At 47.1% G+C, this 14792-nt stretch carries 10 protein-coding genes; 4 read left to right on the top strand and 6 right to left on the bottom strand.

What is annotated here, in order from left to right; translation table 11 throughout:
• Positions 1 to 33 precede the first annotated feature (33 nt).
• Together F7Y48_RS16660 and F7Y48_RS16655 are read right to left on the bottom strand one after the other, a co-directional pair.
• The gene (locus F7Y48_RS16660; RefSeq protein WP_316685075.1) at positions 34 to 1440 is read right to left on the bottom strand and encodes a TolC family protein; all 1407 of its coding nucleotides are present in this window, start codon (positions 1438 to 1440) and stop codon (positions 34 to 36) included.
• A 218-nt stretch (positions 1441 to 1658) separates the two neighbouring features.
• A complete protein-coding gene (locus F7Y48_RS16655; RefSeq protein WP_005391253.1) occupies positions 1659 to 2078 on the bottom strand; it encodes a hypothetical protein in 420 nt (139 codons plus the stop codon).
• A 244-nt stretch (positions 2079 to 2322) separates the two neighbouring features.
• Here F7Y48_RS16655 and fdhF point away from each other — a divergent pair, with 244 nt between their 5' ends.
• The 3 genes from fdhF to F7Y48_RS16640 all read left to right on the top strand — a co-directional run bounded on the left by fdhF (position 2323) and on the right by F7Y48_RS16640 (position 8159).
• A complete protein-coding gene (gene fdhF / locus F7Y48_RS16650) occupies positions 2323 to 6591 on the top strand; it encodes a formate dehydrogenase subunit alpha (protein ID WP_316685074.1) in 4269 nt (1422 codons plus the stop codon).
• A 72-nt stretch (positions 6592 to 6663) separates the two neighbouring features.
• Entirely contained in the window at positions 6664 to 7611 is a 948-nt protein-coding gene (locus tag F7Y48_RS16645) for an endonuclease/exonuclease/phosphatase family protein (RefSeq protein ID WP_410483274.1), read from the top strand.
• 176 nt (positions 7612 to 7787) lie between these two features.
• Positions 7788 to 8159, top strand: coding sequence for a hypothetical protein (locus tag F7Y48_RS16640; RefSeq protein WP_157626556.1), 372 nt, complete (start codon positions 7788 to 7790; stop codon positions 8157 to 8159).
• 109 nt (positions 8160 to 8268) lie between these two features.
• Here the strand turns inward: F7Y48_RS16640 and F7Y48_RS16635 are convergent, their stop codons facing one another.
• The 4 genes from F7Y48_RS16635 to F7Y48_RS16620 all read right to left on the bottom strand — a co-directional run bounded on the left by F7Y48_RS16635 (position 8269) and on the right by F7Y48_RS16620 (position 13169).
• Complete coding sequence (locus F7Y48_RS16635; RefSeq protein ID WP_005498311.1) at positions 8269 to 9366, bottom strand: ABC transporter permease; 1098 nt, start codon at positions 9364 to 9366, stop codon at positions 8269 to 8271.
• Positions 9366 to 10292 carry an ABC transporter ATP-binding protein gene (locus F7Y48_RS16630; RefSeq protein ID WP_316685072.1) on the bottom strand — a complete coding sequence of 309 codons (927 nt, stop codon included), beginning with the start codon at positions 10290 to 10292 and terminating at the stop codon, positions 9366 to 9368. The genes F7Y48_RS16635 and F7Y48_RS16630 overlap by 1 nt, the downstream gene beginning before the upstream one ends.
• Positions 10293 to 10296: 4 nt before the next feature.
• On the bottom strand, positions 10297 to 11244 hold the full coding sequence (locus F7Y48_RS16625; protein ID WP_316685071.1) for an HlyD family secretion protein: 948 nt from the start codon (positions 11242 to 11244) through the stop codon (positions 10297 to 10299).
• A gap of 293 nt (positions 11245 to 11537) precedes the next feature.
• A complete protein-coding gene (locus F7Y48_RS16620; RefSeq protein ID WP_316685070.1) occupies positions 11538 to 13169 on the bottom strand; it encodes a methyl-accepting chemotaxis protein in 1632 nt (543 codons plus the stop codon).
• A gap of 544 nt (positions 13170 to 13713) precedes the next feature.
• On the opposite strand from F7Y48_RS16620, the gene F7Y48_RS16615 reads away from it, so the two are divergent.
• Entirely contained in the window at positions 13714 to 14748 is a 1035-nt protein-coding gene (locus tag F7Y48_RS16615) for a lactonase family protein (RefSeq protein WP_316685069.1), read from the top strand.
• The last annotated feature ends 44 nt before the right edge of the window (positions 14749 to 14792 follow it).

Here is a 14792-nt window from a genome sequence, read left to right as displayed (position 1 = left end):
CGTCCCCAAACTTGGGTTCTCTCATGTTTTGTTTTAGTTCGCGCTTGCTTCAGTCGTGATGTTGGGTGCGGATACTTGATATTCGAAACCACCCAATAAAGCCGCTAAGTTGCTGTTTACGATGTTTAAATCGGTAATAAGACGTTGCTGTTCGAGCTTTAGCGCCAGCTCGTCTGTGCTTGCCATGATCACGTCGTTAAACTGTGCGGTGTTGTTTTGATAACCCCTTTCTACCGCGTGAATACGAGCTTGAACTTGGGGAAGTAAGGTGGATTGATAACGCTCTAAACGCTGACTCAAGTTGGCGCGATCAACCAGCAATGTGTTGACCTTCGCGTTCATCTGAGTCAGTAACGTATCTTTTTGTGAGCGAGCAGCACCCACTTGATACTGAGCGGCGGCTAAGTTGCGGTCTTGGCGATTGCCAGTGAACAGGGGAATGTCCATTGTTAGATACGCGCTCACCAAATCCGATGCAGGTTCGCCTTTCATATTGTTGGCTTGACGATAGGCGTACATCACTTCCACACCGAATTGAGGCGTGTAAGCTTGCTCTGCAATGTCCACTTGAGTTTCATTGGCAGAAATACTTACGTCTGCCATTTTCACCATCGGGTGCTCACTCAACTGTTGGTAGTGCTTGGTCGTTTCGTTATTTGCAGACAACTTTTGGTTTAATGACGCCCAAGTCAGTGTGTTGCTGGCTTGAAGTGTTGAGCGTCCGTTTTGGGTATAGGTATTGAGCCAGTCCGAGCCCAACCATTCTGAGAGTTGCGAGACCAAACGGCGCTGCATTTGTGCGTTGGCTTGCAGCTTTTCATCCAACTTACTCACTTGAAGCTGTGCATTCAGTAAATCTTGCGCTTCGCTTTTGCCGATTGAGTAATTGGTTTGAATGAAGTTTTCCATTTCCGTCATGAGCCGACGGTTTTCTAGCAAAATTTGCTCTGCTTTCTGCTGATAGCCCAGCTCCAACCAAAGCTGAGTCATGCTGTTTGCCACTTCAAGCTCCCGTGCGTGAACTTGCAACGACAAACCATCGGCTTGTTGATTGGCTTTCTTTTGTTGAAGGTTGAGCGTCGAGCCACGTTCGAATTGTTGCATCAAACCGACGGAGATATTGGTCATCGGATCTTCGTCAAATTTGAAGCTATCGACAGGCAAACCACCAAAACCGACTTTCAGTTTCGGGTCCATCAAGGTTGCGCTGGCTACGCCTGTTTCACGCATCGCTTCCGATTGAGCATAGAACTGCTTACGGTTGCCATCGTTACTCAACGCAACGCTAATGAGGTTTGCTAGCTCATTGGTTGACTGAGCTTGCGCTTCTTGTTGTGCTTTCGTATTGGCTGGCGATTGTGCCACCACATTGAAAGCAGGTAGGGCAACCAGAGCCAGTGAGCATACTGGTGCCACTAAGCGATTTGGGTTGAATTCCATAATTTACATCCAAATTGATACCAAGCTCTTTTGCGTTTCGGGATCGATTGAACCGAGCGGGAGAGCGTTGGTATTTGCCAAACGGATGACGCACTTTTTTATCGCTAAATAGCAGGTAACAAATGGAGTTACGAGCGAATAGCTGAGGTGAGCACGCTATCAGTTGGGCGCAAAGAAACTGCCTGCAAAGCGATGCAGGGTCGAATGCTTTGTATGGATTAAACTATCGGAGGCCGATACAAATCATGGGTGACTTGTACCACTGGTGCGGTAATTTCTGAGGCAATGGATGCGCGACAAGCCAATGGGGAGAGCTGGCTGTCAGTGACTGGTAATGGGACAAAAACGAATGAGCAAGATGCTGTACAGCAATTGTGGATCATACCGGAGCCATCAACACAGCTCATGGTAATCTCTGCAGAGTCGGAGCTCAACGATGAGGCCATCTCCATGCTCATACTCGGGGAGCCGCAGTGATCGTTCTCGCTTGCCATTTCCGTCATGTGAGCAGACATCATGGCATCACTCGACATCATTTTTAGGCTCATTAAAGGCGCACTATTTACCACGCTAGATACCAGCAGTATCAGCGTTGTACATAACGTTAGCCAAATTGTATGCAATGATTTCAGACGCATACGGTTTCCAGTCAAAATGAGCTTATATATCGAGTAACCACTAAATAATAAAGGTTACCCTAGGGGTAAAGTCAAGGATTATACCGACCCCACTTCGAGATAATGAGTTCTACATCTTAAAGTCAATTGGACATATTAATCGCTAAGAAATATCTCGCTAGTGAGTTTTTTGTCACACGAACTTTCCATGGTAGGGTTTATCCTTATAGAATGTAAGGTTTAGTGTGCCTGCTTCGGGGGTTGTATGATAGAAATTGTCATCGATGGAAAATATAGAATTGTAGAAGAGGGGCTAACCCTTCTGGAAGCAGCCAAAGTGTGCGGGGTCGAAATCCCTTCACTGTGCGGAATGAACAAAAGTAACGAGAAAATTCCGTGTGATTTGTGTGTGGTCGAAGTGGAAAGTGGCGGAACTAAGCGCGCCTGTGATCTCAAAGTGTACCGCGGTCTCAATGTCGTCACACAATCAGAACATCTGAGTGAGCACCGCAGAAAAGCGCTCAACCGAATCATGACGGACCACTACGCCGACTGTGAAGCTCCATGCAAAACGGCGTGTCCTGCTAGGGTAGACATCCAATCTTATCTCTACCATATCTCGCAAAACGATCATCAAAAAGCGATTGAAGTTATTAAACGCACACTACCAATGCCGTTATCGATTGGGCGTGTGTGTCCGGCATTCTGCGAAAGTGAGTGTCGCCGTTCTTTGGTGGATGAGCCGATTGCCATTCGCCAACTCAAACGCCATGCCGCAGACGCAGATTTAGCGGCGCATGAAGCGTATGTCCCAGAGAAAAAACCAGCGAAGCATCGCAAGATCGCCGTTGTTGGTAGTGGCCCCGGTGGCTTAACGGCAGGTTATTACTTGTCGAATGAAGGTTATGACGTCACCGTATTTGAGTCCATGCCCAAAGCAGGCGGTTGGCTACGCTACGGCATTCCTGAATATCGCCTACCCAAAGACATTCTAGACAAAGAAATCGAACTGATGTGCCGCAACGGCATGCAAGTTGAAACCAACAAAAAGCTTGGTGTTGATTTCACGCTGTCTCAATTGAGTGAAGACTACGATGCCGTCTGTTTGGCTGTGGGGGCGTCTCAAGCGGTAGAAATGAATTATCCTGGTAGCGACTTGGACGGCTGTTATCTCGGTGTTGATTACCTGAAAGATTACGTTACAGGACAAAACTACGTTACGGGCAAAAAAGTTGCCGTGATTGGTGGTGGTAACACTGCGATCGACTGTGCGCGTACGGCGCGTCGTGCGGGTGCCGATACCACTTTGATCTATCGTCGAACTCGCGACGAAATGCCAGCCGAAGACTACGAAATCGTCGAAGCTGAACATGAGGGTGTGAAGTTCCATTTCTTAACGAATCCGGCGGAAAACATCGCGGATGAAAACGGCCGCGTGAAGGCAATTCGATTAGAACGAATGGCGTTAGGTGAGCCAGATGCGTCTGGTCGTCGTAGCCCGAAACCAACGGGTGAGTTCTTTACTGAAGCATTTGATACCGTGATTGCAGCGGTATCGCAAAAGCCGGATCTCAGCTTCTTAGAAAACGATGAGCTGTCCATTCCTCTAACGCGTTGGAACACATCTGAGTCCGACTCGCAAACCATGCACACGGGTACGGGCAATATCTTCAGTATCGGTGATTTTCGTCGTGGTCCTGCAACAGCGGTTGAAGCAGTGGGAGATGGGCGAGTTGCGGCAAAAGCGATTGATCTGTTCCTCAATGGCGATATGGCGGACATGCCGAAACCAGCGTTCAACTCTCGTAAAGAGAAAAAACTGGCGCAGGTTGACCCACTTCATTTCGAAAATATCCAAAAAGTTGCTCGTTCAATCATGCCGGAATTGACGCCAGCACAGCGTGAGCAGAGTTTTGCTGAAGTGGAACTGGGCTTTGATAACGAAGAGGCCATGAAAGAAGCGGCGCGCTGCTTAGAGTGTGGTTGCCAAGCGAATACCGACTGTGCCTTGCGAGATTACTCAACGGAATATCATGCCGAGCAACATTTCGATGTTTCCGTGGACGTTTCCTCTGCTAACGTGATTGGTCATCAAGATTGGCTCGATTTACGTGCGAAAGATCTTCGTCATAAATACGAAGTAGACCGCAGTTCTGAGTTCATTGAATTTGATGCTAACCGCTGCATCAGTTGTGGTCAGTGTATTCAAGCATGCCGCGAGCAAGCGGTACATGGTGTGTTGAGTTTTGTGTCGGATAAAAATGGCCGACCAGCTTTAAGACCAGATGATCGTCCACGATTCCGCTCCGATGAAAAAGGCGTAGGTTGCAGCGGTTTGACGCTCATGGGCGATTCAAAATGCGTGCAATGTGGGGCGTGTGTTCAGGCATGTCCAACGGGCGCGATGGTGGACAGCCGTGACCGCTCTCAAGGCAGAACCGAACAGCTAAAAGCCGTCGATACCATTTGTACCTATTGTGGTGTGGGTTGTAAGTTGACCATGTTTGTCGATGAGCAACAAAACAAAATCCGCTATGTAAAAGGGGCGGATTCGCCGGTTAACCAAGGTATGCTGTGCGTGAAAGGCCGTTTCGGTTTTGATTTCATTAGCAGCGAAGAGCGTTTAACGACACCACTGATTCGTAAAGATGGTTGGTTGCAGCCAGCAAGTTGGGACGAAGCGATTCAGCTAGTGGCTTCGAAGCTTTCGACCATCAAGCAAGATTTTGGTAGCAACGCACTGGCTGGATTCTCTTCAGCGAAAACCACTAACGAAGATAACTACGCGTTTCAAAAATTCATCCGTCGTGAACTTGGTACGAACAACGTTGATCACTGCGCACGTTTGTGTCACGCATCAAGTGTGACAGGGCTTGAAGCATCGTTGGGGAGTGGTGCGATGACCAACGACATTCCGAGCATTAAGCATTCCGATGTGATCTTTATTATCGGTTCTGACACCACATCTGCGCACCCGATCATTGCTTCGCACATCAAACAGGCGATTCGTCATCACGGGGCACGCTTGATTGTGGCAGACCCGAAACGAGTAGACATGGCCGAACATGCAGAGCTGTACTTAGCGCATCGACCGGGTACGGATGTTATGTTGCTCAACGGCGTGATGCAGCAAATCATCAAAAATGGTTGGTACGATCAAGAATACATCGAAGAGCGCGTCGACGGCTTTGATACCTTGCTTCAAGAGGTGATGTCGCCAGCGTACAACCTCGACAAAGTTGAGTTAGTGACGGGCGTAAAAGCGGACGATATTTTCGCGATGGCGCGAATGATTGGTACGGCAAAACGCACGGCGGTGTATTACTCAATGGGTATTACCCAGCATACAACAGGGCACGACAACGTTCGTTCGATTGCAAACCTGCAATTGTTGTGTGGCAACATCGGTATTGAGGGTGGTGGTATTAACCCACTGCGCGGTCAATCAAACGTACAAGGTGCGTGTGATATGGGTGCTTTGCCGAACTGTTATCCGGGATATCAAAAAGTGTATAACCCGATTGTTCGTCAGAAATTCGCGATTGAGTGGGATGCGCCGAACTTACCTTCTGAGCAAGGGCTTACCCTAACGGAAATCATCGATGCGGCGTGCAAACGAGAAGTTCGTGGAATGTACATCATGGGCGAAAACCCAGTACTGAGTGATCCAAACCAAGCACACGTGATTGAAGGGTTGGAAGCACTCGACTTCTTGGTCGTGCAAGACATCTTCCTCACCGAGACGGCGCAGTACGCCGATGTGGTATTGCCTTCTTGTTCATTTGCGGAAAAATCCGGTCACTTCACCAATACTGAGCGACGCGTGCAGCGCGTTAATGCGGCAGTGAAAGCGCCGGTTGAGGCGAAAGAAGATTGGTGGATCATTCAAGCGATCGCAAACGCGATGGGTAGCGATTGGCATTACCAGTGCGTTTCTGAAATCACTAGCGAGATCGCGCGTGTAACGCCGCAATATGCAGGGTTGCGTTGGGACGCGATCACGCCGAACGGTGTTCAATGGCCAAGTAACAAGAACAATCCAAACGGTACTCGTATTATGCATCAAACCCAATTTACCCGAGGGAAAGGGCAAATGGTGGGCGTGCCGTTCCGTTATGCAGCCGAGTTGCCTGATGAAGAGTATCCTCTGGTGCTTACAACAGGGCGTGTGCTAGAACAGTTCCACACCGGTACGATGACACGCAAAACGAAAGGGTTGGATAACCTTGCTGGGCCAAGAGCGATGATCAGTGTTGAAGATGCCGAAGCAATTGGTATCCATAATGGTCAGCGCCTAAAAGTGTCGACCCGTCGTGGCAGCATCGATATTGATGCGTTTGTTACCAAGCGAATGCAAAAAGGCGTCGTGTTTATCCCGTTTCATTTCGTTGAATCGCCGGTCAACCGCTTGACGACTACGGCAACGGACCCGCATGCGAAAATTCCTGAATTCAAAGTCGCAGCGGTGAAGATTGAAATCAGTGAAACGGCTGCTCAACCAGAGCCTGTCGAGGAAGCGGTACACCACGTCTAACATCAACGCTTCACGCACTGGCGAGTTGAGAAATTGCATTTAAGCTTATGATATGTAATAGCGAAACGAGCAGTGCGTGTGCCGAGCGTTTTTAAGTGGATCATATTGCTTCTACCCGCTCTTATTTGGCTGGCGGTCAGGCAAATTGAACATATTTGGTGGGCGGAGAATCTTACCTCGATTCCCGCCCTCATTGTGTTCACTTACGTTGCTTTAGCCTCGGCGTTTTTCATCACTCGTCGATGGTTGCAAAGTGCATTTTCTGCCTTTGTCGCTATTTTGTTTGTCTCGTTACTTGTTCCGTCGCAGCGCAGCCATGTGGCATCTTGCTCGCACTCGTTGAGCGTCATTCAATTCAATCTTTTTTACGAAAACTCGGACATCAATCAGTTCATCAACTATCTGTTGAGGCATCCTGCTGATTTGGTGGTGATGCAAGAGCTGACGCCGCGTGTTGGCAGCCTTTTGCACATGTTGGATGATGTCTATCCGCATTATTATGGTGGCCAACGTGACGTGGGGTATCCATCAAATTTGATGATTCTTAGCCGACACCCCATCACGGAGGTTTCGGTTTATCGTGCGCCAAATGGACAAGAAGTCATCAGAGCGGTTTGGTTGCCTAAAGGTCAAGCACCGATCACTTTGTTTGCGGCTCATCCACCGTCACCAAGAACCAGCGAGCTTTGGCATCAAAGAAATGCGCTGGTGCGAACCATAGAAATGCTGACCGCGCTTTATCCCGAGCCAGAGGTGTTGGTTGTGGGGGATTTCAATCTCTCCTCGGTTAGCCCTCGTTTTTCTGCGCTATTCCCGAGTTTCCAAACCGCGCCAGTGACGAGCTGGCCAACTAACATCAAAGGCATCAACGTGCCAGAGCCGATGATGATAGGTATTGATCATTTGTGGCTAAAATCTGAGCAAGGACAGCGAATCATCTGCTCTCGTGAATCCTCTGCTTTTCCTCAAGGCTCAGATCACCGCATGGTGACAACCCAGATCGGTGTGCATATCCCATAGTTCAAGCCCTTAGAGTTTGTCATGTTTCATAAGTAAAACCGGTACTGAGCTTTTCATAGAATTGACTGTCTCTGACTATTCTCTGTTATTTGAGCAAGTTCCATGACCTAAACTTTGCTTGCTTCCTATACTGAACTAACGAAGCAGGATTTTTATAACAACAAGAGGCAGCTTGCATGACAAGAACAACCTCATTTGCACTCGTTCTATTACTGATGTGCGCATACTTTGGTTACAACCGTTATTACGTGTATCCGCAGCAGTTGGAAACACAGGCCAAATCCATGTTGATACAAATGGCAAATCGTGAAGAGTGGATGGATGTGTTTGAAATGATGAATAGCGTAGAGGCGCACAAAGGGCATTTAGAGCTCGTGGCCGATGTTACGTCTTCTGATGGCAAACGTGCTTACAGTGAAGGCTTTATTACCTATACTGATCGTGAAGGTGTCGTCTGTAAACAGGTGGTGTTTAACTTTAAAATCAACTCTTTGAAAAACTACAGTATTTCAGACTTACGAGACTGCTCGTACGGCGAATATTATTAAGGTGAGTTGCTTAGTTAAGCCCGGTAAAACTAAATTTGAATATCCAAACAAAAATAGCCTCATTGTCGAGGCTATTTTTGTTTCTGCAGAAGAGAAAAAATTGGCAACTTTAATCGAGCGATTTCTTAAACCTTAGTGACGCGACGACCAATCCAAATACGGTAAACCCGAGCAACCAAAGGGTATCTCGCCATAAGTCCATCAGATCCGCTCCTCGCAACACTATGCCTCGAATCATGCGCATAAAGTGAGTGGCGGGCAGGGCTTCTGAAATCCACTGTGCTGCGACTGGCATACCCTCGTAAGGGAACATAAATCCAGACAGCAGAATCGAAGGCAGAAGAATGAACACCGTCATTTGCATCGCTTGAAGCTGTGTTGTAGCGATGGTGGATATGACCAATCCTAAAGTTAGGCTGGCGGCGATAAACAACAAGGTTCCAAACAGAATTTGGCTGATTGCACCGTTAATCGGTACGCCGAAAATCCAATGTCCCAACCCTAGAATGATGAAAACCTGAATTAAGCCGACAAAGATATACGGCACGATTTTCGCCACCATTAGCTCTATCGAGTGGATGGGCGTGGTGATCAATAGCTCCAAATTTCCCCGTTCACGTTCTCGTACAATCGCGGCACTGGTGAACAAAATCATCGTCATTGTGAGAATCACACCGAGTAAGCCGGGTACGATGTTGACCGCAGAACGCCGACTTGGGTTGTAGTAGAGTGCGACTTCGAATGTTTTGCTTGGCGCTGGGCGAATCTCGAAATCAAAATCGGTCAATGGCATGGTTTGCAACGACAATATTGCCGAGCTGATCATGGTATCTGATCCATCCACAATCCACTGCCCAAGCTCCCGACCTTGCATCATGCGTTGTGTGAGATCGCTTGGCAAAATCAGCACGGCGCGCACAATACCATCTTGAATCGCTTGTTCAGCCTCTTGCGCGGTGGCATAGGTTTCTTTGATATCCACCACTTGAGTGACTTTGACGGACTGGGTAATGATCCTCCCGGCGGTACTGCCACTTTGGTCGACAACACCTACCGGAATGTTGCGAATGTCCGTATTGATTGCGAAGCCGAACAGCAAAAGCTGGATAAGCGGGATCATCACCACCATGCCAAACGTGATTCGGTCACGGGAAAGTTGGCGAATCTCTTTGATCATGACGGCTTTCATGCGAGCGATAGGTTTCATCATTGGCGGCCTTTCCCTGTCACGCTGACAAAAACATCTTCTAAGCTTGGGCGAGCGTGGTTCATTTCAGCGTTTTGAAGTTCAGGAAACGTCTGCTTTAACCATTCAATCGGCTGCTCGACATGCTGGTGGATAAGGATGCGTAAACGAATCCCCAACTGCGCCGCAGAGCGAACTTCGTCACGTTGAATCAGCTTTTCTTTGAGTTCACGAAGTTTGTCGGCTTTCACCTCAATGATATTAACGCCCATCTGTCCCATTAACTGTTCGGGTTCGCCATCGGCACGAATTTCGCCCGATTCCATGATCGCCAGACGGTGGCAGCGTTCCGCTTCGTCCATGTAATGCGTGGTGACCAAAATCGTCGTACCTTGATCGCACAAGTCGAACAACTGCTCCCAAAAATCGCGTCGATTTTCGGGGTCAACGGCGGATGTCGGCTCATCCAAAAATAGCAGTTCGGGTTTGTGCATGGTCGCCGCGGCGAGTGAAAGGCGCTGCTTTTGACCGCCGCTCATGCCGCTTACGCGCTGTTTGCGCAATTGATCCAACCCGTAAGTGGTGAGCTGCTCTTCTATCCGCTCTTTCAGCGACTTGCTGCTTAAACCAAAAATTTGCCCAATAAATTCGAGGTTTTCTTGAACGGATAGGTCGTCGTACAACGAGAACTTTTGTGTCATGTAGCCAATTTTGAGCCGCAGTTGTTCGGATTGTTTTGGGATGTCTAACCCAAGCACATCCACACTGCCTTCACTTGGGCTGAGAAGGCCGGTGAGCACACGAATGGTGGTCGACTTACCACAACCATTTGGCCCCAAAAATCCGTAAATACTGCCTTTGGGCACGTTGAGTGTGATGTTATTGATAGCAGTAAAGTCGCCGAATTTTTTGACCACATTTTGAGCTTGAATTGCATACTCGGTCATTGGCTTACTCCACCAAATCTACTTGGGCAGGCACACCTGACGGCAAGGTTTTTGCAGACTCAGGTAAATCAACTTCTGCTAGATACATCAATCGTGAACGTTCTTCTTCGGTTAGTGCGAAGTAGGGTGTGAATGAAGGCTCACTAGCCACCCAACGAACGGTGCCTTGTAATGGACTCTCAAGTCCATCGACATTTACCGTCACGGTTTTCCCAGGAATAAACCCGATTCGATAATCGGCAGGAACATACACTCGCGCATACGGTACGCGGTTGGCTTGAATCACGGCAACCACACCGTTCACTGGTACGCGTTCGCCAAGATTGTAAGGCAAATTATCGAGCGTACCGTCACGCGTAGCCGTGATGGTGAGTTCTGCCAGTTTTTGCTCTTGCAACGCTACTTCGGCTTTTGCCGCCATTAAAGCGGCTTTAGCTTGTTCGATGTCTTCGAGGCGAGAACCTGCGGTGAGCTTACTGAACTCTTCTTTTGCTGAGTCTAATTCGGCTCTCGCCGAGTCCCTTGCCGCAAGAGCGGAATCTTTTTCGGATTGACTGATGAGCTTTTTACGCACCAGTTCTGCTTTGCGTTGATAGTTTTTCTGCGCTTCGGTGAGCTGCGCTTCCGCTCGGGCTACGCGAGCCGATGCAGCAGCAATGTCTTCTGGGCGTTCACCATTGGTCAATTTAAGCAAATACGCTCCCGCTTTGGCTTGCTCGGCAACGGCGTGTGCAAGAACTGCTTGTTGATTCTTAGTATCGAGCTGAACCAACACTTCCCCTTCACTGACCAAGCTGCCTTCTTTGACTGGAAGGGCTCTAATTATCTCATTAGATGTGGCAGTAAACGTTACGCGGTCACGCTCTAAGGTGCCAAGCGCTTGGTGCGTGTTATCTTTCGAACAGGCGCTTAAAAGGGAAATAATCAATGTGCCAAAAATGATTCGCTTCATAGTGCGGTGCTTCCTTTGAAGAAGTAATGCATGAATAGATAACTTGCGAACGGGAGCGTGTTGATTGAGCCCGCCAACCCGTCGCTAACCGCCATCCATAACGATTTCTTTTTAGAGCTTAGCATTTTATCTACAAGCGATTCTTTTTAAATAGAGAGGCTTAGCGTTGGAAGAGGGCTATGAAGGCCTCAATTTAAAGAACCTTGACCAAGCTCCGGTTTTTATCGGCAAATGACATTAAAAAAGCCCAGCGATGAGCGCTGGGCTTGAATAGATAAGAATGACGTGAGTGACTATGCAGTTTTGAATTGACCGACGATCTCTTGTAGACCTACCGCCAGCTCACTTAAATCGCGACATGCAATTGCTGTTTGGCGTGAACCTGTCGCCACTTCGCTAGAGAACTGGTTGATGTGTTCCACGTTACGATGCAGCTCTTCTGTTACCGAGCTTTGCTCGCTGCAAGCACTCGCAATTTGAATGCTCATTTCAGCAATGTTATCTGCGCCTTTTTCGATTTGGTCGATGGTTGCACCGGCTTTTTGTGCTTGCTCAACGCACTCTTGAATCAAATCGCTGCTGTTATTTGTTGCTGAAACGGCACTCTTCGAACAATTTTGCAGTTTAGAGATGATCGTGATGATCTCTTCGGTTGAAGCTTGAGTACGGCTTGCTAGCGTTCTCACTTCATCCGCTACGACGGCAAAACCACGGCCTTGTTCACCTGCGCGCGCAGCTTCAATGGCAGCGTTAAGCGCAAGCAAGTTGGTTTGTTCCGCGATGTCTTGGATAACGTCAACCACAACACTGATGTTAGACGCATCTTGTTCCAGTTCTGTCACCATGTTGCCAACCGATTGAATCGCCAATGACGCTTCGTGGATTTGGTTAATACATTCCTGAACGACACCGCGGCCTTCTTTCGCATCGTGAGAAGCACTGTTTGCCGTTTCTGACGCGGCTTCGGTGTTGCTGGCGACTTCATTTACTGTCGCTTGCATCTCGTTCATTGCTGTTGCGATAAGGTTTAGCTGAACTTGTTGTTCATCCATGCCGGTTGAAGTCTGTTCGGAAATCGCGCTCACTTCTTCAATGGCGGTGCCTACTTGAGCTGTGGTTGACGAGATACTGTCGACCAAAGTAAGCAACTTCGCTTGCATATCAACGCAGGCATCTGCCAAGATGCCAAGCTCATCATGACCAATTTTGTTACGTGGAAGCTGGTAAGTTAGATCGCCTGACGCGATTTTTGATGCCATGTTTACCACGTAATTTAGTGGTGTGCAGATCTGTTTGGTTAGGAATAGGCCTAGCGTAAAACTCAATGCCAATAGCGCGACGATAGCAATAATGCTGTAGGTGATTGCGCTGCGCACTGCTTCATGAGCGCTGGCAATATCTTCTTGTACGTAGGTTTGGTTTAGTTCCACTAAATCACGAATCGCATCGGATAATTGTGTGAATGTAGAAAATCCGTTTAACAATGTTTCATTTGCTTCGTCGATTTTATTATTCAATAGCAACTTCGCGTATTCATTGTTAAACGCACTGTATTTAACCCAGGCACTTTTTACTTTATTGAAAGCGTCTCGGTCGCGTTGATCCCATAGTCCTTTCTCATATTGGTCTAGATATTTATCAATTTTCTGTTCAGATTTTTCTAATCCGGCTACCCATTCCATGAATTGAGGGTGATTGACATTGGTTAATAAAGAGAATTCATCCTTTCTTAAAATTCCGAGTTCAATTTCGGTATTTTTCACGAGCAATACGCTAGGTACGGTGGTTTCAGAAAATACGGTAAGATTTCCTTCTATCATCTTGATTTCAGATGTAAAGAAAACGGAGAGAGCGATAACAGATAACGAAATGATCAAAATCAGCGCACTGATTTTATACTTGATACTTAAATTAGAAAGTTTCATAGACTCACTGATAATGGGGGTTTGAAAGGCTCGGAGTCTATTACTGAGATTTGAAATATAGTGTGATTAATGTCTCAAATAAATTTATCGTGAATAAAATTAAGTCGTAATCTAAATATTCATAATTAAAATAAATCCTTGTTATTTATAAAATTAATTATAATTTATAAATAAATGGAAATTAATAATGTGTTTCAATTTGGTGTTTATAGGGAAATTAACTGTTACATGATTATTATTTATTTTATCCCGATTTTTGTTTCTTATTATAGCGTTTGCTAATGAAACTTAGATCTTGAACATAAAATACATTCTTCGTCTTTAATATAACACTTGAAAGTAACCGTAAGTCGAGGCTTTCATGCTCAAGTCTGACATACTGTTTAAAACGCCAAACCACTTTAACTGCAAACGGCGATGTCGTTGCGGTTTTAAATGAGCAATTGCTTCACATTTTAAGTGGCTGATTCGTAAAATGGATTGCGGTCTGCCATGACAATAGGCAAGGTGTTGAATAATACGAATCACTCATATAAGGCCATCCATGACAACAACTGGTCACGTGCATTTTTATATTGGCACTTACACCAACCCACCGAGTACGAGCACGGGCATTGCGCGTCTATCGTTGAACACTGAAACGGGTGAACTGACTCGGCTTGACGATGTTGTAGTTCAACGTAATCCGTCCTATCTCACGACTACCGAACACGGGCTGTATACGTTTAGCGAAATGGATAGAAATGAAGGTGCAGAGCTTGCGTTTTTTCGCGGTAGTGAATCCGTCTCTTTGCCGATTAATGGCGATTATCCGTGTCATTTGGATATCAAAGAACCTTTGTTGGCGGTTGCTAATTATGGCTCTGGAAATGTTAGCGTATTTCAATTGGATCGCGATGGTAAACCGCTTGGTTTATTGGCGGATTTATACGTTGATGGATGCGGGCCGAATTTAGAGCGCCAAACTTCTCCTCACGCTCATCAAGTCACGTTTTTAAAGCACAGTCATCAATTGGTTGTCGTAGACTTAGGCAGCGATAGCGTCCTTATTTATGATTACGATGCCCAGCCGCCGGATTTTTCACTGTCGCAAGTGATTCATTTGCCCGCAGGTTCGGGACCGCGCCATGTGGTGTTTAACCAACAAGAGTCGACAGCGTATGTGGTTTGCGAACTGTCAGAAACCTTGATTGTGCTGGTGAAGCACCAAGATAAATGGCTTATCTCGAGTCAAACAGAATTATTAGAAGGGGAAGAGAATCAGCAAGCGGCGGCGGCGATTCGTCTTTCGCAAGATGAAACGTTTTTGTATGTCTCTTGCCGAGCTCAGAACAAAATTAGTGTGTTTGATGTGTCTGGCGATACGCCGAAAAGGCGAGCAGCCATTCACTGTGAAGGGGCTTTTCCACGAGATTTTGTGTTGTCTCATGATCAAAAGTGGTTGTTGGTTGCCAATCAACATTCCAACAATGTGGTGAGCTTTCGTCGAAATCCTCAAACAGGGGAAATTACTGCAACGGGTTATGACTGTGAGATAGGCTCTCCAGTGTGTATTGTCGAACACCTTTGTAACGATTAACGCAGAAGCAGCAGGAAATAGAAAAGCCTAGCGGGCGGCTAGGC

Origin of the sequence: Vibrio sp. 2-1-2a (assembly GCF_032648565.1) — a bacterium.
Lineage (GTDB): Bacteria > Pseudomonadota > Gammaproteobacteria > Enterobacterales > Vibrionaceae > Vibrio > Vibrio diabolicus.
The sequence above is the reverse complement of the archived record's forward strand: the minus strand, read 5'-3'. Positions and strand labels throughout refer to the sequence as shown.

Excerpts from the sequence above, each read along its gene's own strand:
- F7Y48_RS16660 (WP_316685075.1), bottom strand. The coding sequence starts at position 1,440 with ATGGAATTCAACCCAAATCGCTTAGTGGCACCAGTATGCTCACTGGCT.
- F7Y48_RS16655 (WP_005391253.1), bottom strand. The coding sequence starts at position 2,078 with ATGCGTCTGAAATCATTGCATACAATTTGGCTAACGTTATGTACAACG.
- fdhF (WP_316685074.1), top strand. The coding sequence starts at position 2,323 with ATGATAGAAATTGTCATCGATGGAAAATATAGAATTGTAGAAGAGGGG.
- F7Y48_RS16640 (WP_157626556.1), top strand. The coding sequence starts at position 7,788 with ATGACAAGAACAACCTCATTTGCACTCGTTCTATTACTGATGTGCGCA.
- F7Y48_RS16635 (WP_005498311.1), bottom strand. The coding sequence starts at position 9,366 with ATGAAACCTATCGCTCGCATGAAAGCCGTCATGATCAAAGAGATTCGC.
- F7Y48_RS16630 (WP_316685072.1), bottom strand. The coding sequence starts at position 10,292 with ATGACCGAGTATGCAATTCAAGCTCAAAATGTGGTCAAAAAATTCGGC.
- F7Y48_RS16625 (WP_316685071.1), bottom strand. The coding sequence starts at position 11,244 with ATGAAGCGAATCATTTTTGGCACATTGATTATTTCCCTTTTAAGCGCC.
- F7Y48_RS16620 (WP_316685070.1), bottom strand. The coding sequence starts at position 13,169 with ATGAAACTTTCTAATTTAAGTATCAAGTATAAAATCAGTGCGCTGATT.
- F7Y48_RS16615 (WP_316685069.1), top strand. The coding sequence starts at position 13,714 with ATGACAACAACTGGTCACGTGCATTTTTATATTGGCACTTACACCAAC.